The 20420-nt window shown below is 70.5% G+C and carries 20 protein-coding genes and 1 tRNA gene; 6 read left to right on the top strand and 15 right to left on the bottom strand.

Going from position 1 to position 20420, the window contains the following annotated elements; genetic code table 11:
- Positions 1-22 precede the first annotated feature (22 nt).
- A complete protein-coding gene (locus G3I41_RS08110) occupies positions 23-493 on the bottom strand; it encodes a GNAT family N-acetyltransferase (protein ID WP_164399617.1) in 471 nt (156 codons plus the stop codon).
- A gap of 103 nt (positions 494-596) precedes the next feature.
- On the bottom strand, positions 597-1313 hold the full coding sequence (locus G3I41_RS08105; RefSeq protein WP_164399616.1) for a VC0807 family protein: 717 nt from the start codon (positions 1311-1313) through the stop codon (positions 597-599).
- Positions 1314-1522: 209 nt separating this feature from the next.
- On the opposite strand from G3I41_RS08105, the gene G3I41_RS08100 reads away from it, so the two are divergent.
- Positions 1523-2146, top strand: a complete 624-nt coding sequence (locus G3I41_RS08100; protein WP_164399615.1) for a DUF4291 domain-containing protein — start codon at positions 1523-1525, stop codon at positions 2144-2146.
- A gap of 15 nt (positions 2147-2161) precedes the next feature.
- On the opposite strand, the gene G3I41_RS08095 is transcribed toward G3I41_RS08100, so the two are convergent.
- Positions 2162-2692, bottom strand: coding sequence for a zeta toxin family protein (locus tag G3I41_RS08095; protein WP_164399614.1), 531 nt, complete (start codon positions 2690-2692; stop codon positions 2162-2164).
- Between the two features lie 161 nt (positions 2693-2853).
- On the opposite strand from G3I41_RS08095, the gene G3I41_RS08090 reads away from it, so the two are divergent.
- The 4 genes from G3I41_RS08090 (at position 2854) to G3I41_RS37365 (ending at position 8296) form a co-directional block, all read left to right on the top strand.
- The gene (locus G3I41_RS08090; protein ID WP_203600498.1) at positions 2854-5514 is read left to right on the top strand and encodes an alpha/beta fold hydrolase; all 2661 of its coding nucleotides are present in this window, start codon (positions 2854-2856) and stop codon (positions 5512-5514) included.
- The gene (locus G3I41_RS08085) at positions 5511-6389 is read left to right on the top strand and encodes an ABC transporter permease (protein ID WP_164399613.1); all 879 of its coding nucleotides are present in this window, start codon (positions 5511-5513) and stop codon (positions 6387-6389) included. The genes G3I41_RS08090 and G3I41_RS08085 overlap by 4 nt, the downstream gene beginning before the upstream one ends.
- A 132-nt stretch (positions 6390-6521) precedes the next feature.
- Entirely contained in the window at positions 6522-8096 is a 1575-nt protein-coding gene (locus tag G3I41_RS08080; RefSeq protein WP_164399612.1) for a von Willebrand factor type A domain-containing protein, read from the top strand.
- A gap of 71 nt (positions 8097-8167) precedes the next feature.
- Complete coding sequence (locus G3I41_RS37365; RefSeq protein ID WP_275408394.1) at positions 8168-8296, top strand: hypothetical protein; 129 nt, start codon at positions 8168-8170, stop codon at positions 8294-8296.
- Between the two features lie 74 nt (positions 8297-8370).
- On the opposite strand, the gene G3I41_RS08075 is transcribed toward G3I41_RS37365, so the two are convergent.
- From G3I41_RS08075 to G3I41_RS08065, 3 genes are all read right to left on the bottom strand, one after another.
- A complete protein-coding gene (locus G3I41_RS08075; protein ID WP_164399626.1) occupies positions 8371-9126 on the bottom strand; it encodes a class I SAM-dependent methyltransferase in 756 nt (251 codons plus the stop codon).
- A gap of 632 nt (positions 9127-9758) precedes the next feature.
- Positions 9759-10901: a Fic family protein gene (locus G3I41_RS08070; RefSeq protein ID WP_239081526.1), complete on the bottom strand. Its 1143-nt coding sequence runs from the start codon at positions 10899-10901 to the stop codon at positions 9759-9761.
- Between the two features lie 700 nt (positions 10902-11601).
- Positions 11602-11674: transfer RNA gene (locus G3I41_RS08065), tRNA-Arg, on the bottom strand.
- Positions 11675-11884: 210 nt separating this feature from the next.
- On the opposite strand from G3I41_RS08065, the gene G3I41_RS08060 reads away from it, so the two are divergent.
- Entirely contained in the window at positions 11885-12775 is an 891-nt protein-coding gene (locus tag G3I41_RS08060) for an endonuclease NucS domain-containing protein (protein WP_164399624.1), read from the top strand.
- A 160-nt stretch (positions 12776-12935) separates the two neighbouring features.
- On the opposite strand, the gene G3I41_RS08055 is transcribed toward G3I41_RS08060, so the two are convergent.
- From G3I41_RS08055 to G3I41_RS08015, 9 genes are all read right to left on the bottom strand, one after another.
- Positions 12936-13559, bottom strand: coding sequence for a hypothetical protein (locus tag G3I41_RS08055; protein ID WP_164399611.1), 624 nt, complete (start codon positions 13557-13559; stop codon positions 12936-12938).
- Between the two features lie 125 nt (positions 13560-13684).
- Positions 13685-13888, bottom strand: coding sequence for a cold-shock protein (locus tag G3I41_RS08050; protein ID WP_164399610.1), 204 nt, complete (start codon positions 13886-13888; stop codon positions 13685-13687).
- Positions 13889-14159: 271 nt separating this feature from the next.
- On the bottom strand, positions 14160-14330 hold the full coding sequence (locus tag G3I41_RS08045) for a hypothetical protein (RefSeq protein WP_164399609.1): 171 nt from the start codon (positions 14328-14330) through the stop codon (positions 14160-14162).
- A gap of 180 nt (positions 14331-14510) precedes the next feature.
- Positions 14511-14696 carry a hypothetical protein gene (locus tag G3I41_RS08040; protein WP_164399604.1) on the bottom strand — a complete coding sequence of 62 codons (186 nt, stop codon included), beginning with the start codon at positions 14694-14696 and terminating at the stop codon, positions 14511-14513.
- Between the two features lie 536 nt (positions 14697-15232).
- Positions 15233-16591, bottom strand: a complete 1359-nt coding sequence (locus G3I41_RS08035) for a DUF317 domain-containing protein (protein WP_164399608.1) — start codon at positions 16589-16591, stop codon at positions 15233-15235.
- A 54-nt stretch (positions 16592-16645) separates the two neighbouring features.
- Positions 16646-17761, bottom strand: coding sequence for a DnaB-like helicase N-terminal domain-containing protein (locus tag G3I41_RS08030; protein ID WP_164399607.1), 1116 nt, complete (start codon positions 17759-17761; stop codon positions 16646-16648).
- Positions 17761-19026, bottom strand: coding sequence for a DNA cytosine methyltransferase (locus tag G3I41_RS08025; protein ID WP_164399606.1), 1266 nt, complete (start codon positions 19024-19026; stop codon positions 17761-17763). The genes G3I41_RS08030 and G3I41_RS08025 overlap by 1 nt, the downstream gene beginning before the upstream one ends.
- Positions 19023-19553: a hypothetical protein gene (locus G3I41_RS08020; protein WP_343242087.1), complete on the bottom strand. Its 531-nt coding sequence runs from the start codon at positions 19551-19553 to the stop codon at positions 19023-19025. The genes G3I41_RS08025 and G3I41_RS08020 overlap by 4 nt, the downstream gene beginning before the upstream one ends.
- The gene (locus G3I41_RS08015) at positions 19550-20305 is read right to left on the bottom strand and encodes a transposase family protein (RefSeq protein ID WP_164399605.1); all 756 of its coding nucleotides are present in this window, start codon (positions 20303-20305) and stop codon (positions 19550-19552) included. The genes G3I41_RS08020 and G3I41_RS08015 overlap by 4 nt, the downstream gene beginning before the upstream one ends.
- Between the last annotated feature and the right edge of the window lie 115 nt (positions 20306-20420).

Genomic DNA, 20420 nt, shown 5'->3' with positions numbered 1-20420 from the left:
GGGCGCCGGCTCCGGCCCGCACTCAGCCCAGCTCCAGCACCCCGACCGTCTGGCCCCCGCTCGTCTCGCCCGTGGGCCGGAAGCCGAGCCCGAGGTAGAAGCCCTCGGGGCCGTCGTCGCCCGGGTGCCAGGTGACGTACATCCGCGTGCCGCCGCGCCGGCGGATCTCCGCGGCCACGCACCCGACCGCGAACCTTCCGTAGCCGCGCCCCTGTTCGCCCGCCGCGATGTTGAGGCGCCACAGCCCGGAGCGGATGTGGTGCTCCTTGTCGTCGTTCTCGAAGTCGATGTCCAGGAACGCCATGAGGAAGCCGACGAGCCGGTCCCCGTCGAGCACGAGCCGGGGCCAGGCGACTGCCTGATGCACGTACGCCTCCGCGAGGGACGTCGCGACCGGCTCCACCAGATGCTCCTGGTCGGGCCGGATCCTGAGCGCGATCGCGGCGTCGATGGTGCCGGCGGTGACCTCGGCAAGCCTCAGCGAAGTAGTCATACGAGAACGGTAGATGGCGAGGTCAAACGGTTTTGGGTATGCGAATGACCGCAGGGCCACTCCCCCGGAGTGGCCCTGCGGAGTTCTGGCGGGCGGTCAGCGGTCAGCGGTCCGAGGAGGCGGCGGCCTCAGCCGCGATCATGCGCTCCATGGGGACGACCCCGAAGCGGCCCGAGACGAGGAAGGCCAGCACCATCGTGACGATCATGAGCACCGTCCCCGCCCACACCATCGTCTCGACCGGCACGGTGTACGCCCCCACCGCCCGCACCGCGCACTCGGCGAGCAGCGCCCCGCCCCACACCGCCGAGAAGCGGGTCTCGGCCTGGCGGAAGGCGGGCGAACCGGCGGAGAGCCGTTCCCAGGCGGCCGTCTTGGCGGCCTCGCCCCGGGTCAGCCACGGCCGCAGGCCCGCCGACAGCATCGGCCGGCCGCGCACCGCCGACACCAGGAACGCCAGCCCGACGATGCTGCCGGCCCCGCTCTCCTTGAGGAGCATCAGCCGCGGGTCTCCGGCCACCAGACCCAGCAGCAGCGACACCACGTTGACCGACACCATCAGCGCCGCGAGGCCGTTGAGCCGACGCTCGCGCACCGCACCCCACACGGTGCGGACCGCCGGAATGACGCTGCTCCAGGCCAGCGCGGCGAAGGTGGACAACCCCACCGCCTTCAGCGCGTAGTACGCGGCGAGCGGCATCGCGACATCCACCAGCAGCGGCTTCAGGCTGTCCACGAGGGCCTTGCGGGGTGCGAGCGGAGTGGCGCCGGCCGGGGCGTCGACGGCGGGGGCGGTGAGTGTGGCGGCCGGGCTGCTCATGTCGGTTCCTCCCGTTCCGGCGGCGCCTTCGTGGCTCCCGCTCTCGACACGTACAGACTGCCGACGCGGCCCCCCTCCCCGGCAGAGCCGCGTGTACTGACCTCCGCATGACGAATGTCATGGCGTTCGGGCGCGGTGGCACGGCTCCGAGCGCGTGGCCGGGGGAAAACCGTTCGTCGTCCCGCGCCGCACGGTGCTGTGATGCTCGTATGACCGCATCCACGCCCGTATCCACCCCGCCACAGCACCAGATCCGCGCGCTCCACACCGCCGGCACCGTGACCGTCTACCAGGCGTACACCCCGTCGCTCGGGCTGCCCGCCGCCCGGGACGGGCGGTTCCCGGCCGCCTGGAAACGCGACCGCATGACGTGGATCAAGCCGAGCTTCCTGTGGATGATGTACCGCTGCGGCTGGGGGACGAAGGAGGGCCAGGAGACCGTCCTCGCCGTCGAGATCACCCGCGAGGGCTTCGACTGGGCGCTCGGCCACGCCGAACTCTCCCACTACGAAGGGGGCGTGCACCCGGACCGCGCGACCTGGCAGCGCGACCTGCGCCTGGCCCCCGCCCGCGTCCAGTGGGACCCCGAGCGCGACCTGCACCTGAACCGGCTCCCGTACCGCTCGCTCCAGCTCGGCCTGGCGGGGGAGGCGTCCCGGCGGTACGCGGACGAGTGGACGGTCTCGATCCGCGATGTCACCCCGCTCGCCCGGGAGATCCACGCGATGGTGCGCGCGGGCGGGACGGAGGCCGCGACCGCGCTGCTGCCCGCCGAGACGCCGTATCCGCTGCCCCAGGGCACCCCACTGCCCACCGCTCGGGAAGCCGTCTAGAGCCGCGACGGCCCTTCAGGTCCACCCCGTCAGCTCCACGATCTCCCGCGCGATGTCCACCACCGCGCGCCCGTCCGTCGCCACCCGCACGGTGTCCGCCGGGGCGTGCTCGTCGAGCAGCCGGGCCTTGCGCATGCTGCTCCTCAGCTCGTGCGCCAGCCCGGAGCCGATCTCGCGGCCGGTGAGCCGCTGCGCTGCCGTCGCGTCGGAGGCGGTCAGCAGGACCCGTACGCACCGCACCCCGGCCCCCATCGCGCGCTCGAACATGGGCGCCGAACCGGCCAGCACGCTCACCGTGTTCGTGTAGACGAGGCGGCGCAGGCCGAGGGACGCGTAATTGGCCCAGACCGCCGTCAGGTTGCGTTCCGTGATCAGGGAGCGCTGCGGGTCTCCGTCCGGCGCGGGATGCACGGCGCCCATGAAGTCGCCGTCCACCACCGCGTGCGCGGCCCCCGCCTCCCGCAACCGCGCCGACACCTCCCAGGCCACCGTCGTCTTCCCCACGCCCGCGCGCCCGCCTATGAGCAGTACTTCCGGCTGTTCCATGGCGGCAGCGTTCCAGAGCGCGGGGGCGTCGCGCGACGCGAACGGCGGTTCGGGCATACCGCGTCCGGAGTACGAGGGCCGCTCCCGTACGCCTTGAGGATGCCCGGGAGTTCCGCCCGGGGGCAGGCGGGACCGGGCGGCGGGACGCATAGGCTCGGCGCATGGACTCCCCCGAAGCGCGTACGTCCCGGTGGCGGCGGCTGCTGCCCCGCACCCGAGGCCGGTGGGCGGCGGCCGGCGCCGCGCTCCTCGTGCTCGCCGGCGCGGGCACCTGGACGGCGGTGGCCGACGACAGCGGCCCGGCCGTGCACCGCCAGGACCGGATGATGCGCGTCGACGGGGTCTCCCTGGACACGTCGTACTTCACGGCGGGGGGTGACGGGCGCCGGCCCGCCGTGCTCGTCGGCCACGGATTCGGCGGCAGCAAGGAGGAGACCCGGGCGCAGGCCGAGCAGCTGGCCCGCGACGGGTACGCCGTCCTCACCTGGTCCGCGCGCGGCTTCGGGAAGTCGGGCGGCGAGATCGGACTGAACGCGCCCGGCCGCGAGGTCAAGGACGTGTCCCGGCTGATCGACTGGCTCGCCGGCCGCCCCGAGGTACGGCTCGACGCCGAGGGCGACCCCCGCGTGGGCGTCACCGGCGCGTCCTACGGCGGCGCGGTCTCGCTGCTCGCCGCCGGGTACGACCACCGGGTCGACGCGATCGCCCCGCAGATCACCTACTGGAACCTCGCCGACGCGCTCTTCCCGGACGGGGTGTTCAAGAAACTCTGGGCCGGGGTCTTCGTCAACTCCGGCGGCGGCTGCGGCAACTTCGAGAAGGAGCTGTGCGACCTGTACGAACGGGTCGCCGTCAGCGGCAAGCCGGACGCCGCCGCGCGCGCCCTGCTCACCGAGCGCTCCCCGAGCGCCGTCGCCGGCCGCATCAAGGCCCCCGCGCTCATCGTGCAGGGCCAGACCGACTCCCTGTTCCCGCTCGGCCAGGCCGACGCCATGGCCAAGGCCATCGCCGCCAACGGCGCCCCCGTCTCCGTCGACTGGACGGCCGGCGGGCACGACGGGGGTGACATGGAGACCGGCCGGGTACAGAAGAGGATCACCGGCTGGTTCGACCGCTACCTGAAGGGGGAAGAGGGCGCCGACACCGGACCCGCCTTCCGCGTCACCCGGACCGGCGGCATCGACTCCACCGACGGCGCCGCCCTCACCCGCGGCGCGAGCAGCGACACGTACCCGGGTCTGCACAGCGGCCCCGAGGCCTTCCGACTGCACGGGCGCACCCAGAAGATCGGCAACCCCGCCGGGGCCAACCCGCCGTCGATCTCCGCCGTACCCGGCGCCGGCGGCTCACTCGCCCAGCTCTCCAGCCTCGGCGTCGGCGGCCTCGCCCTCGACTTCCCCGGCCAGTACGCCCGCTTCGACTCCGCCCCGCTGCCCGCCGCCCGCCGCATCACCGGCGCCCCCACGGTCCGGGTGACCGTGAAGGCCGACCACGGGGACGCGGTCCTGTTCGGCAAGGTGTACGACGTGTCGCCGGACGGGAGGCAGGTGCTGCCCGCCCAGCTTGTCGCCCCGTACCGGATCACGCCCGGTCAGCAGGGCAAGCCGGTCGAGCTGACCCTGCCCGCCGTCGACCACGAACTCGACGCGGGCCACCGCCTCCGCCTCGTCCTCGCCGCGACCGACCTCGGCTACGCGTCCCCGGCCGAGCCGGCCACGTACACCGTCTCCCTCGACGGGCCCCTCACGCTTCCCACCGCGCCCGGTCTGAGAACCGCCTCGGCCGCACTGCCCTGGTGGACCTGGGGGCTGCCGGCCGCCGCCCTGGTGATCGCGGCCGTCCTGCTGCTCACCGCCCGGCGCCGTACCGCGACGCCCGCGCCCGACCCCGCGCTCACCGACGTACCGCTCCAGATCACCGGCCTGTCCAAGAAATACGCCAAGTCGGCCCACGGGTACGCCGTGCGCGACCTCTCCTTCCGCGTCGAGAAGGGGCAGGTGCTCGGCCTGCTGGGCCCCAACGGCGCCGGGAAGACCACCACCCTGCGCATGCTCATGGGGCTCATCACCCCCGACGACGGCGAGATCCGCGTCTTCGGGCGGGCCATCCGCCCCGGTGCGCCCGTGCTGTCCCGGGTCGGCTGCTTCGTGGAGGGCGCGGGCTTCCTGCCGCACCTGTCCGGGCGCGCCAACCTGGAGCTGTACTGGAAGGCCACCGGACGCCCCGACGAGGACGCCCGCATCGAGGAGGCCCTGGAGATCGCCGGACTCGGTGACGCCCTGGCCCGCGCCGTGCGCACGTACTCGCAGGGCATGCGGCAGCGGCTCGCCATCGCCCAGGCCATGCTCGGCATGCCGGACCTGCTGATCCTGGACGAACCGACCAACGGACTGGACCCGCCGCAGATCCGCGAGATGCGGGACGTGATGATCCGGTACGCGGCCGGCGGCCGCACCGTGATCGTCTCCAGCCACCTCCTGTCCGAGGTCGAGCAGTCCTGCACACATCTGGTCGTCATGGACCGGGGCAGGCTCGTCCAGGCGGGCCCCGTCGCCGAGATCACCGGCTCCGGCGACATGCTCCTGGTCACCGCCGCCGACCCCCTCACCGAACCCCTCGTGGAGAAGGTCGCCGCCCTCCCGGGCATCGGCTCCGCCGTCCGCACCGACGACGGACACGGGCTCCTGGTCCGGCTCGACGGCGCGACCTCGCCGGAGCTGATCGCGGAGCTGGTCCGCCTCGACGTGCCGTTGACGGGCGTCGGCCCGCACCGCCGCCTGGAGGACGCCTTCCTCACCCTGATCTCCGGAGGCTCCGCATGAGCACCGCCGCCGGCCTCGCCGAGGCGCCCGAGGCGCCCGGCTACCGGGCCCGCCACACCCTCCCGCTGCGCGTCGAGGCGGTCCGCCAGCTGCGCCGGCGCCGGACCCTGCTCATGGGCGGGGTGCTGGCCGCGCTGCCGTTCGTCCTGATCACCGCGTTCGCGATCGGCGGCACCCCGGACGGCGGGCCCGACGGCGCCGGCCGGATCACGCTGATGGACACGGCGACCGCGTCCGCCGCGAACTTCGCCGCGACCTGCCTGTTCGTCTCGGCGGGCTTCCTGCTCGTCGTCCCGGTCGCGCTGTTCTGCGGCGACACCGTGGCCTCCGAGGCGAGCTGGTCCTCGCTGCGCTACCTGCTGGCCGCGCCCGTGCCCCGGGCCAGGCTGCTGTGGAGCAAGCTCGTCGTCGCGCTGGGCTTCAGCCTCGCCGCGATGGTGCTCCTGCCGCTCGTCGCGCTCGCGGCGGGGGCGGCGGCGTACGGCTGGGGGCCGCTCCAGCTGCCGACCGGGGGAGCGCTGCCGGCCGGGGACGCGGTGGTGCGCCTCGTGCTGGTCGTCGCGTTCGTCTTCGTGTCGCAACTGGTGACCGCGGGGCTCGCGTTCTGGCTGTCGACCAGGACGGACGCCCCGCTCGGCGCGGTGGGCGGGGCGGTCGGGCTGACCATCGTCGGCAACGTGCTCGACGCCGTGACCGCGCTCGGCTCCTGGCGCGACTTCCTGCCCGCCCACTGGCAGTTCGCCTGGGCGGACGCGCTCCAGCCCGCCATCGAGTGGGGCGGCATGGCGAAGGGCGCGGCCGTATCGGTGACGTATGCCCTGATCCTGTTCGCTTTCGCGTTCCGTGGGTTCAGCCGTAAGGACATCGTGTCCTGACCTTGACATTCCGCAGGTTCCGCGCGCGTCGTTGCCGCATCGACATCGTTCCGCAACCCTTTCGTCCGGTCCGGACCGCCCGTTCGCACGTCACATTCACCAGTGCTGACGTGACGACACAGGGGGTACGGGATGGAACACCGCACACGGAAGTACCGGCGCGGAGTGGGCCTGCTGCTCGCGGCGGGCGTCCTGCTCACCGGCTGCTCGGGGACGGACGGCGGGACCGGCAGGGCGACGTCCGACCAGCGGCGCGCGGGGGCGCCCGCACCGGCGTACACGGGCGGCGGGACGGACGGGGCGAAGAACGACGACGGGGGTGCGGACCGGCTCAAGGAGACCGCCCCGCCCGACTACCTCTCCACCTTCGCGCTGGACGTCGACACCGCCTCGTACGGCTACGCCCGCCGCACCCTCGCCGACGGCCGGCTGCCCGGACCGGAGAGCGTGCGGCCGGAGGAGTTCGTCAACAGCTTCCGCCAGGGCTACCACCGCCCGGAGGGCAACGGCTTCTCGGTCTCCGTCGACGGGGCCAGGGCCGCCGGCGAGGAGGACGGCTGGTCGCTGGTCCGGGTCGGCCTGGCCACCAAGGCCGCTCCCACCACCGGAGAACGCCCCCCGGCCGCCCTCACCTTCGTGGTGGACGTCTCCGGCTCGATGAACTCGCCGGACCGGCTCGGCCTGGTCAGGACCTCGCTCGGCATCCTCACGGACGAGCTGCGCGACGACGACTCGATCAGCCTGGTGACCTTCAGCGACGAGGCGGAGACCGTGCTGCCCATGACCCGGCTGGGCGGCCACCGGAGCAGGATCCGCGACGCGGTGGACTCGCTGGAGCCCGCCGCCTCCACCAATGTCGGGGCGGGCATCGAGCGCGGGTACGAGGAAGCGGTGGAGGGCCGCCGCAAGGGCGTCAGCAACCGTGTCGTCCTGCTCTCCGACGCGCTGGCCAACACCGGCGACACCGAGGCGGACGACATCCTCGAACGGATCGACTCGGCCCGCCGCGCGTACGGCATCACCCTGTTCGGGGTGGGCGTCGGCAGCGACTACGGCGACGCGTTCATGGAGCAGCTGACCAACAAGGGCGACGGCCACACCACGTACATCGCCGACGAGGAGCAGGCCCGCAAGGTCTTCGTCGACCAGCTCCCCGCCCACATCGAACTGACCGCCCGGGATGCCAAGGCGCAGGTCGCCTTCGACCGGAAGACCGTCGAGAGGTTCAAGCTGATCGGCTACGAGGACCGCGAGGTCGCCGACGACGACTTCCGCGACGACACCGTGGACGGCGGCGAGGTCGGCCCCGGCCACACCGTCACCGCCCTGTACGCGGTGCGCCTGCGCGACGGAGCCTCCGGCCATGTCGCCACCGCGACCGTGCGCTGGCTCGACCCGAAGACCCGCGAGCCGCACGAGAAGACCGGTTCGGTGACGACCGGGGCGATCACCGGCAAGCTCTGGGACGGCCGGAGCACCCGCCTCCAAGTGACGGCGGTGGCCGCCTACTTCGCGGAGAACCTGCGCGGCACCGGCCTGCCCGGCGCCCCGGGCCTCGGCGAACTCGCCGACCGGGCCGAGAAGCTGGCCACGACGACCGAGGACGCCTCGGTGACGAAGCTGGCCGACGCGATCACCCGCGCGGACCGGCTGAAGGGCGGCGCCGGGGACGGCGGGGGTGACACGGGGGAGGGGGAGATGGACTGACGGGAGGCGCCGGGGGAGCGGTCCGGCTCCCCCGGGGGCCCGGCGGCACAACCGGGTCACCATCCGACGCTGTGCGCACGTCCCGCGGTGTCTCCGTGGCCTCCACCGTCAACGCATCCCGCCGCATTCCGTCGGACCGGCTCTCGGTGGACCGCCGTCTGATCGACGAGCACTCCTCGGCCGAGGCGTTGACCACGTGAACCCGCACCGATGAGAGGGCGCGAGTGCCCTGCGAGCCACCGCGCGGTCCGGCCGGGGACTGAGAGCCCGGTGTTCACACCTTGCTCGCGACCACCATGTAGTTCTCGGCCTCCAGATCGAACGTGCTCGCTTCCGTCCGGAGTCCGGCCCGCTGCAGGCCGACTTCGAGTTCCTCGTACCGGTAGGGCCAGCAGGACAGCAGTTCCGAGCGGACGAGAACCAACCCGGTCGCGTCAACCTGCGCGATCGCGATCTCGATGTGGTGCTCCTCCTCCCAGTGCGGCGCGATCTCCCAGCGGTAGACCACGACGGCATCGCGACCGTTCCGGCGGACGAGTCGGTCACTGATCTCCAGCCGGGAACCTCTGGCCCTCACGAGTTCCCAAGTGCGGGAGGTGAGTACCAAGCGCCCGCCGGGGCGCAGAAGCCGTGACATCGACTCCAGAGCAGCACCCCTGCCTGTCGCGCCCGCGGCATGGTGAAGCGAGTTGCCGACGCAGAACACCATGTCGAACGTGTCGTCCTGGAAATGTTCGGGCAGCTCCTCCCAGTTCGCCCGTACGGCCTGGACGGATGCCCCGAACTCGTCGGACAACTCCGCAGTCCGACGAACCATCGCCTCGCTCGCGTCAGTTGCGACGACCCGCATGCCACGACCGGCGAGGCCAACCGCCAGCTGTCCCGTTCCGCACGAACAATCGAGGACGTGAGCGTTCGACGGCAGGAGATCGAGGACGTCGTCGAACGACGCAACGAATGCGGCTGGAGGTAACTTTGCATCCGAGATGAGGTATTCGTACACCTCGGCAAGCACGTCATAACCTGGCATGACCACTACCTCCGTCACGCGGCAGACTCACGGTAGGGCGTCAGTCCATCAGCGGGAGCAAGCCGGGCACCAATGGTTTTCGCATGGTTCCGAACTCGTCGGCTCGCCGGCGGGTGGAATGGAACGCGCTGTCGGTAGCGGCCTGGGAGGACCCGGCCACAGTGGACGAGGCGCTGCGTGCAGCGCACATCGCGCCTCGCCCGGAGGAGCGCGAGCCCATCAAGGCGGAACGGATGAAGCGGGAGATCCGCTGTTCCAGGGTGAGGGTGGAGAGCTGCTCGCGGGCTCCGTGATTCGCCGGGCGTGGCGATCGGCACACGCCGCGATCTCCACGCCCGAGCTGCCCGACGCCGGCCGATGACGAGCGCGGAGAACGTCTCCGTGGACTCTCCGTAGCCACCCGCAGGAACCTGGTGGCAGCCGGGCGGCCGCCGGACCGTCCTCCCGGCCACACGGGCCCGGTCCGGTGCTTACGTCGCCGCTACGCCTCGCTCGGTAGTGTGCCGCCGACCAGCGAAGAGGCCCTCCCGGTGGAGGGCCTCCCAGCGGTGCGGTCTGTGCGCCCCCGGCAGGACTCGAACCTGCGGCCAAGCGCTTAGAAGGATCGCCGACACACGTGGCCACTGTGAGGGTCACCGACCCCGTCGGTAGGGGTCCATGTACGGCTCCATGGACGGGCGGACCTCGTCCCGGACCGGGTCCATGAGGGGTCCGGGGGCGTAGTAGCGGGCGCGTGCCTTTCCATGGGGGACGAGCCAGCCGCGGGCCACGAGCTCCCGGATGTCGCGGATGGCTTGCTGGTCGCTGAGGTCGGCGTCCTGCTGGTAGACGGTGCGGCGCACCTTCGCGTCCGAGAAGGCAGGCAGCAGGGCATAGACCACCCGCTCGTCCATGCCTGCGGCCTCGACACTTTCGACCAGACGGGTCCAGGCCCGCGACATGACATCGAAGCGGCGCTGGGCCTGCTGGGCCTGGCGATGGTGGGCGGTCAGGCAGAACCGGATCCAGGGGCGAGTATCCCGCTCCGGGCTCCAGTGCGGTCCGCCCACCTCCTCCAGGATCTGGTAGTAGGCGTAGGTGTTCTGTCCCCGGCCGAGCCATTCCTCGATGGAGGAGAACTCGGGGGGCATCAGAGCCTCGCGGGAGAACACGAGCGTGGACAGAGCGCGGGACATACGTCCGTTGCCGTCCTTCCACGGGTGGATCTTGACGAGGTTGAGGTGGGCCATGGAGGCGCGGACGTGGACGGGGGCGTCGAGGTCGCCCTCGTTGAGCCAGTCGATGAACTCCGCCATCAGAACGGGGACGTCCGCCTGGCCCGGGGCGGTGTAGGCCGGGACGAGAGGGTCGTCGGGGCTGGTGACATAAACGGGCCCGTCGCGCCAGCGGCCGGGGCGTTTGTCGAGGTGGTGGCCCTGCAGCATGAAGTGCAGGCCGTTGAGCAGGCCGGCGTCGTACCGGAAGTCGTCTCCGGCGTCGGCGAGGGCCTGGATGTAGGTCATGCCGCGCTGGTAGCCCTCCAGCTCGGCACGGGTCTTCTCCCCGGTCTCCAGGGGTTCCTCGCCGGACATGAGGGCTTCCACGTCGTCGACCGTCGCCGCGTACCCCTCGATGGTGTTCGATCCGGCGATGGCGCGGGCGGTGAGATTGCGGCGCAGCTGACGGGTCCAGCGAGGGGTGGCGCGGAGCATGTGGCGCAGGGAGCCGCGCATGCTCTCGATCTCGTCGAGGGCTCGGCGGTCGTCGGCGTTCAGGGAGGGCGTTACGTACAGCATGACTCAATGACATGATAATTGTGTCACAGAGTCAACCTGGCGCTGATGTGATTCCTTGCCCTGGCCTGCAGCTCCGTCGCTGCTGTGGGCTTCTGGCTGTCGTGGACCAGGAATCCGGGCCCGCGGTCGTGGCGGAGGGTGATCGCTGCGGCCGTGAGATCAAGACAGAAGATCACCCTCTTATTAATTTAATGCCGATGCTGCCTTGACTGTCGACATGTGCGGAGATTTCCAAGCTGCTGGTGCCGGCTCTGATGGTGAGATATGCCTGCCGGTCCGGACCCGGACCTCACGGACGCGGCGGGGCTGACTACGGAGCCCGAAGGGGGGGCGACGAGGGGTGGGGCTCGTCTCAGTCGGGGCCCTGGGGCGAAGCGGTTCTCCGGGGCAGCGGCCGATACGCAGCCGCTGGCTCCGCGATCTGTGGGGCCCGGTGGCGGTGCCACGTCGGGTGGTTGCGCCGAGGCGGAGCAGCTTGAGTCAGCAGTCACGAACAGGGCGGGTGCCGCTTTGGCGCTCGCTCTGTTCGTGCCCGGTGGGTCATCAGAATGGCTCTGACCAGGTATTACTCTCTCGCGGCTAGAGGCAGACCGTGGAATGTTCCTCGAAATGGGGCAAAGTGTGCCCTCAGGCAACGAAAAAGCCCTCCGCAAGTGATCTCGCGGAGGGCTTGAAGCCGCCTCTGACCTGTACAAACGTGCGCCCCCGGCAGGACTCGAACCTGCGGCCAAGCGCTTAGAAGGCACGTGCTCTATCCACTGAGCTACGGGGGCTGACCTGCGTAAACGCAGCTTCCGGGCGCTGTCCCCCAGGGCGCGGGGGACACATGGGGGAATCGCTGATTCCCGGTGATCGGGGGACGCGAGCGCTCCCTGATCGGGCCGTACGTAGGGTCTCACATTATCTTCACGCCTCCGAAGCCCCTCGTGGAAACAATCCCGCACCTTGTCGGCGTTGTGGATCTCCTGACCGAGGAGGGGAAGGTGTCGGGCTTGAAGCTGTTCCACACGACGACTAGCGGCGTGACCGAGGTCGCGCCGCGTCTTGCTGCGGTCGAGGCGGACGTGCAGGATCTCGTCGAGGCGCACATGCAGACGATGCTGGGCGTCACGTTCCTCGCGAGCGAGTACGTGCTCGACTGTGTCGACAGCGGGCGGATCGACTCGCTCGGGTTGGATGAGAACGGCGCGCCTGTGATCGTCGAGTACAAGCGCGGCACGGACGCCGGGGTCATCAACCAGGGCCTCTTCTACATGGCCTGGCTGATGAGCCACAAGGACGCCTTCCGGAGTCTGGTCCGCGACCGGCTCGGGGTGACGGCCGCGTCCCAGATCCTGTGGAGCGCACCGCGGCTGATCTGCGTGGCCGGCGACTTCACCCGCTACGACGCGCACGCCGTACGCGAGCACCGGCACTCGATCGACCTGGTCCGATACCGGTACTTCGGCAGCGACCACATTGGTCTTGAGACCGTGGCGTCGGTTACCGGGCACTCGGCAGGTGCCAAGCGGGTACGCCGCAGCGCGCCGAGGGCGCCGGCGGTTCGGCGGCCGGGGAGCGCTATGGCTGAGCTGGCTGCGGCAGTCGACGAGGTCCTTGTCGGCCTGGGCGACGGCGTCACCCGGGTGCAGCGCAAGCAGTACCGCGCCTATCAGCGGCTGCGAAACTTCGCCTGCCTCATCCCGCCCCAGCAGACCAAGGTGCTGGTCTATCTGAAGGCCGATCCGACGGCTGTGGATTTGGTGTCCGGATTTACCCGGGACGTGAGCGGGCTCGGCCACCACGGCACGGGAGACCTGGAGGTTCAGCTGCGTACCGAGCGGGATTTGGAGCGCGCCCAGGACTTGTTCCGGCTGAGCTACGCCTCGGCGTGACGGCTCAGGGGTAGGGATTGCACCCGGTGCGGCGGTGCCGGTAGGGATCGTCGCTGTGCTGCCTTTCCTCGGGCGGTCAGAAGTGGCGGTGGAGCTACAAGTATTCGGCGGATCCCCGGTTTCGGTAACCGGGGATCCGCCGCTATATTGCCGCCCCGTTCTACCGAAACCCGCCGGACAAGGCGGCGTGCGCAGCCTGCACGCTCGTCCAGTAGTGGGCGAACTGTTCGCTGTTGAGCCTTCGGATCGCGTAGCCGGCGCACTTGCTGCACCAGCCTGAACCGCTCCAGTCGCCGTGTCCCGGGTCTTCCAGGTAGAGCGGGGCGAAGTCGCGGAGAGTGAGAAGGTCGTGCTCGGGGCTCAGCCACTTCTGGTGCATGCACAGCCCGTGCGATTTTCCCTCGTAGGTCCCTTGCGGGTTTGTTGCGTACACCTGGACGTCTGCCAAGGGCCCCAGGGGTTGGTTGCCGACGCTCCTTCCGGTCACCCCGTGTCGGTCCATGACGAAAGGCTGGCCGTCCGCGCTGTGCAGGAATACCCAGAGCGAGAATTGATCCCCCGGGACTAGCACTGCCAGGGAGGCTCTGTGCAGCAGTCCGTCGGTGTAGCGGTCTGCCTCGCGCATGAGGGCGGCTTCGCGGAGATCGGCCCCGGGAGGGGAATCGAGCCAGGCGTCGGGAATCGGGGTGCGCCGGGACGCCGGGTCTTCGCGGGCGAAGGTTTCGCGGCCGAATTCGACGGTGACCTTGCGGTAAGTGCTCTCGTCAGCCTGTGGGAGGGGCATGAGCCGATTCTCGCTGACGGGCTCGGCGCCGGTAGGCTCATTGGCCTCGGTTTGAACACTGCGAGACGCAGCATGGGGGCACCCGCCGGTCGTGGCGGGTGCCCCCATGCTGGTGGCGGAGTGGTTCAGCCGCGGACGATGTTCTCGGCCTGGGGGCCCTTCTGGCCCTGGGTGACGTCGAAGGTGACCTTCTCGCCCTCTTGGAGCTCGCGGAAGCCGCCGCCGGAGATGTTGGAGTAGTGGGCGAAGACGTCGGGGCCGCCGCCGTCCTGCTCGATGAAGCCGAAGCCCTTTTCGCTGTTGAACCACTTCACGGTGCCGCTGGCCATGCTGCATTCCTTCACATCATCCGAGTCCACTCCAAGGGGAGCGGCTCGGCATCCAAGAGCACTCCCGTCTGGAGTGCTTCAGACGCCATCTTGCCCCACGGTCCCCAGCGATGCCCTGGGCGAGCGCAGGCGACGATCTCGTGGACCCTAGAAGAGTCCCCGGTCAGGGGTGGATCTGCCGGGTCCCGGGGCATGCTGATGGTGCTGCTGTACGCAGTGGCCGCCGGCTCCGCCGATCCCGTATCCCCGTGACGGCGGAGCCGGTCGCAGCTCACTTGCGGGCGGGCGACTCGGGATCTGTCGCATCGCGGTAGGTGGCCTTCAGCGCTCTGCCCATCGGGCACATCGCCGGTGGGCCCGCGCAGCCCGCGCACTCCATCACGTGGTTCAAATACTTGCGGTACAGGTTCAGCGCTTCGCCGCGCTGGTCGTTGTCAGCCATGCTGTATCCCCGGTCAATCCCCAGCATTTGCCGCTTGCTGACAAGCATTCAGCAACGGGAGCGCACGCGGTGGCCGGATGCGCACAGTTGGCTCGAATGCAACCGTGTCGTCACCGATGGCGGTCCGGCCTCTGGTCTCCGTCTCGTGCTGCGTGGACCCCCTGGGGGCTGTCTTCCGGGTCAAGGGCTTGCTTCCTGCGGAGGTTGCTCGCGGCGGACGGCTTGGGCCCACTCCACCACCAGCGATTCGTATTCGCGTCGCCGCTGGCCGTTCAGGACGCCGCTGGTGCGCTGCATCAAGGTGCGGATCATTTCGTTCACTTCGGCAGAAGACCGTTGGGGTAAATCAGCTTCCGTTGCCGACACGTCGCGAAGAATAACCCTCGGGTGAACCTTTGGGCATGACATTGGTTGCGGTCTGCCGGCACCGAGGGGATGGAGCCTGGCCCGGTGTCCCGATGCTGGGCGAGGAGGTGACGGAACGGTCAGGGGGCTCATCGATCGTATGCCTCATTGCGCGGCGAGCAGTGGGGCGCGTGCGATGGCTGAAACGTTCCTTCTCCCTGGCGGGACGCTTTCGTCCTGCCGCGCAGCGCTCCGTTGCCGTCGCCGTTCGTGGAGATCTCACGCTGCACGGCGGGTGAGGGCGATGCGTGAACAGGGGGCGTCTGGGGCTGCATGCTCGGACAACGACGAGCAGGTCAGAACGGCACGCGCATGATCACCTGGCAGTCCTGGACGGTGGGTGGTTCACCCGGATGCGCCTGGTGTGAGGGGCGACGAGGCCCCGAGCGGGGTCCGGGCTCGGAGGCGTCGCCATCCAGCATGGCCCGGTGTTGTGGGTATGCGGGCGGGATTCGGAGAAATCGGCGGCGGGCCCCAGGGGGATGCCTGTGATGGCTTCAGCGTGTCCTGGTTGGAGCAGGGGCCCGCAGGGGTGCAACGGGAGATGCGGTACGCAGGCGGCTCTGCGGACCGGTGACGGAGCGCGGCCCGTTGGAACAGGCGGCCATTTCGAAGGCTACGTCCTGGAGCACGGCGGCGGCTGTGTGTGGGGAGAAGTGCAGCGTCCACCCTGGACTGTCGGGCGTCCCGTCTCCCCAGAAGGTCCAAGCTGGCAGGTGGGACTGCTGGGCGTTCGCCGCGAGGGCGTCGAACTGGAGGCCGCTGAGGTGATCGCTCGGTGCCTGCCAGCGGAAGAATCGGCCGTCGACGGCGAGTTCCCAACCGGCGTCGGCCAGTGGACGGGTGGCCTCCTGGATGGTGGTATGCGCGATCTCACTGCCGGCTGCGATCTTGGCAGCGTCTGCGGAGGCAAGGCTGCCGAGCAGTACCCGCATGATCTGCACGGGGGTCGTGGTGCTTGCGGCGGCGTGCCACCGGCGTTCGCCGACCGGACTTTCGTACGCGGCGATCTTCCACTGCGTATCGCCGGGTTCGGCCTCGTGGACGAACTCGGCGCGCAGCACGAGGGATTCGTGAACGGCGTGCGTCGTCTCGTCTGACCAGGTGCGCCACTTCTCCCACGTTCGGTTCGCTTCGACGAAGCCGGTGAGGAGCGTCTCGTGGTCGCCCATCCCGTCTGCGTCGGTCCTGGCGGAGTCGGCCGCGCTCGTGGACGGCTGGACTTCGGCGTCGTGTTCAGGAGCCGGCGGGGTGCGTGCCTGCTCGGCTTCGAGTTCAGTGTCCGTGGCGGGTGCCGGGCCGGGGCGCACGCCGTCGTTGTAGAGGCGCTCGAAGTCGGCGATGGCCGTGGCGGGGTCGTCGTACTGTCCGGCTTCGACGCGGAGGTGGTTTTCGCCGTGGAGGTGGACGCTTGGGCCGTCGCGGAAGGTGCCGACGGCGACGGTGGTCCAGCCGTCGTGGGCGTGCGCGTGGATGATCAGGCGGCCGGAGCGTATGTCGTCGTAGATCTTCTGGGCGTCGTTGGATACCTCGCGGATCTCGTCCCGGGTGCACCAGGGCATGGGGTAGTCGGCCCAGGTCCATTCCGTGTCGATCTCTTCGCGGAGCCGGGGCGTGATGTCTACGGTGACGCCCTCGGCGCGCAGGACGTGCGCGGCCTGATCGGCGTAGTAGGGCTCCTCGCGGTCGATGCGGGCCATGACCATCGTCGTGTCGTCGAGGGGCTCGAATCCGTGAAGGGCGAGCAGGGCCCGCACGGTATGAGTGGGGGTGCCGGTGATGGTGGCGGTGACGGCGCTGGGGCGGCCGTTGAGCAGGTCGAGGCGGAGGTGCAGGTCTGCTGCGGGGGTGGGCAATCTGGTCTCGTTTCACGGCTCCGGCCGGCGCAGGACCGGCCGGAGCGGGTGGGGTCAGCGGAGTGCTCGGGCGGTGGGAGCCGTGGTGCGCGGCGGTGGGCCGGCGCGCGAGACCGCCGGGCCGCGGGGCGCGCGAGGGGGTGATGGAGGGGTGGTGCTGCGCTTCCAGCGGGTACGCAGGGTGGTGAGGTCGGCCAAGGCGCGGCGGCTGCCCGTGATCAGCTGGTGCGGGGTGTTGGCCGGGTCTTGGGCGTAGGCGGCGATGCGCGTGCCGACCTCGACTGCGCGTGCCAGCAGGGCGCGCTGGAGCACCCGCTCGCCCCAGTATTCGGCCGAGCCGACGGGCGTGGAGACCAGGTCGATCAGGTCGCGGGGATCGAGGCCGCCGGAGAGGAGCCCGCGGTGCTGGGCTTCCCAGAGCACGGTGACCGCGTCCACGGGCTCCCCGTTGTGGACCAGGGCGGTCAGGCACTGCCAGAGCGCGGCGTGCAGCGGCAGGGTGAAGTCGTCAGGCTGCAGCCAGCGCATGTCCGTCAGGTCTGCCGGGTGCGCGGTGGCCGTGGCGAGGAGGAGCCGTTCCTCGTCGATGGCTTCCTCGCCGTGGTGTTCCGCCCGGGTAGCGCGTACGACGGTGCGGGGCAGCGAGCCGGGGTGTGAGGCGAACTGCCCGGCGAGCGTGTCGAGGAACTGGCCGAGCGTGTCGGCGTGGGCCAGGGTGATGGCCGCCGGGTTGGGCAGGGTGGTGTCCGTGGCGGTCTGGACGAGGCGCTCGGCGTGCGTGAGCACGGTGCGGCGGGCGTGGTCGGCCTGGACCATCCGTCCGTACGTCGGCGCGTGCTTGGGCCAGGGACAGACCTGGATGAGGGTGTGGAGGTAGGAGGCGGTGAGCCCGGGAGCGTGCGGGCGGGCCGCGTTGAGTACGGCGTTCAGCCAGGCGGGGCTGGAGCGGTGCGCGTCCGGCTCGGGCGGCGGAAGATCGCGCATCGCCTGCCACAGGGCGCCGTGGGCGTGGTTGCTGAAGTGGCCTGCGTCCAGGTCGCCGACGTCGTGGAGCCGGTGGGGTTCGAGGAGGAGCGCGCCGAGCAGGGACTGCTCGGCGTAGTGCACGGGGCGCGGCGCATGCACGTCCTCCATGTCGTCTTCGTACGGGTCGGACTGGTTCTGGGCCATCAGGCGGCCAGGGTGAAGTCGTCGGGATGCAGGGCCTTGCCCAGGTGCGGGGCCAGGAGGTGGGCGGCGAGCCGGGGCGGCACTGCGTTCCCGATCTGGCCGAAGACCTGGCCCTTGTTGCCGGCCCAGGGGTAATCAGCAGGGAAGGTCTGGAGGACCCCAGCCTCGTTCGCCGTGATCCGAATGGACTCGGGCACCGGCTGCTGGTCCGTGGGGTTGCTGGGCGCGGGTTCGGCGATCCAGACGCACTCGTTCGCGCGGTGGCCGAAGAAGAGCGTGCCGGCCGGTTCCTGAACGGAACGGACGGTCGCGTTGGCCTGGTTGTTGCTGCGCAACGACCACGCCCACCGGTGCGCCTCCCCGGTGAACGTCGGCGCGGGCGCATGAGCAGGCCGGTCCTCTCTGGCCCCGTGACGCGCTGTCCACCCCGCTCCTTCACGGCGGGACTGCAGGACCACGTCGCTCTGGGGCTTCCACGTTCCGCGGTCGCGCGCATCGCTGAGCGCCTTGCGGGAGCCGGAAGGGAACGGTTCCGGGCCTCCTCCCGGCCCGCCGCCGGCGCACACGGTCGGGACGGGGCGGTCGGTGGCGCCCCAGCCGAGCGCTTCGGCCATGGACACCCACTGCGCGCGGCCCGGCCCGAACAACGACTCCGGCTCGGCGGTCTTGGCGTGGGTGGGCGGTGGCGGCTCGGCGGTGCGGGTGCGCGAGGCGAGCAGGATCGCCCGCCGCCTGGTCTGCGGCACCCCGTAATCGGCCGCGTTCAGGATGCCGGTCCATACCGAGAAACCCCAGCTGCGCAGGATCGCGGCGTACTGGCGCCACAGCGGCAGTACGTCGGGGACCTCCTCCATGGCGATCCATTCGGGCTGGCCGTGCTGGTTGAGGGCGTGGAGGTAGCGCATGGGTTCGGCGGCCAGCAGGGAGCGCTCGTCCTGGCAGGAGGTAAGGAGTTGTGCGCGGGTGTCGCGGCCGGTGGCGAGGTCGGCGACGGCCTGGTGGACGAGGGGCTGGTCGAGGAGCCCGAGGCGTTTGCCGGCCATCGACCACGCCTGGCAGGGCGGGCTCGCGATGAGCCCGGTCGTCTTGCCGAGGAAGGGCCACACCGGATACATCGCAACGTCAGTGCGGACGGTCAACTGGCCTGCTGCGGCCCGGGTCTTGCACGCCCACGCGTCCCATTCCAGGCCGATGTCGCGTACACCGAGGATGGCCAGTGCGTGACTCCAGCCGCCGGGCCCGGCGAACAGGTCGAGCACGATCATGTGGCCAGCCCGAAGTCATCCCGGTTCAGGTCCGCGTCGCCGCGGCAGGCCCACGGGGAGCAGCCGTCCGTGACCCCCTCTTCCAGCTCGGTGGTGTCCTCGTCGCTGCCCAGTTCCTGCTGTAGAGCGGCCCATTCGGCGGCGGTAACGTGGTCGATAGGCGCGTCAGCGAGGGGCACGCGTGAGCGGTGCAGGAAGGCTTGGCCGAGCAGGCGGTTGCCGCTGGCGTTCGCACGGGCGTTTCCCTGCCGGATGGCGGCATCGAACTCGACAACGTCAGCCCATTCCTCGGGCGAGGTGTCGCGGATGTGGCGCCACTGCGCGTTGCCGTGGAACGGGCACCCCAGGCAACTGCTCTTGGGAGTGTCGGCGAGGCCCAGTTGGGACAGGTAGCGGATGCAGTCGGTGCGCGACCAGCCCATGTCGATGAGCGGGTGCCGGTTGCGCATGTACTTCACGTCCGCGTCCTTGGCGCGGTGGAACTCGTCGGTGGAGATGCCGACCCACTGAGCCTTTTCCAACCTCACGCTGACGCGTGGTGAAGGACGAGGACGGCTTGGACGATCGCTGTGATGCGGTTGGTGCTGCAGCGCAGCTTCCGCAGGAGGCGCCAGCCCTTGAGGGTGGCCATGGCCTGCTCGCCGAGGCAGCGGATCTTGGCGTGGGTGGTGTTGTGGCGGCGCTTCCATCTCTTGAGGCGGCGGCCCCGGAACGGGACCCGGACGGGTCCGCCGGCGCCTTGGTACGCCTTGTCCGCCCAGCACCTGAGTCCTGCTTCGGTGAGGGCTTCGATGATCCCGTGATGTCGCGCGGCGGTCAGGTCGTGGGTCGAGCCGGGCAGCGCCGGTGAGGCCCAGAGCAGCCGTCCGAACGGATCGGTGAGGACCTGCACGTTCATGCCGTGGCGCTTGTGCTTCCCGGAGTAGTACGGGGTGTCGGCGGCGATGCGGTCGATCGGCAGGAGGGTGCCGTCGAGGATGACGAACGCCTTCTCCCGGATCGTCCGCATCGCCTCGTCCAGGGACGGGGCAAGGCCGGCCAGGGCCTCGACGACTTCGCGTATGTAGCGGTAGACGGTCGCGATCCCGACGCCGAACCCGGCGGCAAGCTGGGCGTAGGTGTCACCGCATCGCAGGTGGGCCAGGGCGAGCAGGGCCTGTCGCGAGGCGGGAAGGCGTCGCCAACGCGTCCCGATCTCCCGCCGCCTGGCCTCCAGCCGTCCGGTCAGGAACCGCAGGGTGCGGCTGGACAGATCAATCGCCGACGGGTAGACAAGCACATGAAGCTCCTGGCAGACACGGGTGATCTTGGTCGAGAACCCGTCTACCAGGGGCTTCGTCGTTGTGCAGACCCGTCCAACTCGCGGTCATCGTCACCAGCTTGGAAAGAGCTCA

Origin of the sequence: Streptomyces sp. SID9727, from assembly GCF_010550605.1 — a bacterium.
Taxonomy (GTDB): domain Bacteria; phylum Actinomycetota; class Actinomycetes; order Streptomycetales; family Streptomycetaceae; genus Streptomyces.
This window is presented reverse-complemented; position numbering and strand designations above follow the sequence as displayed.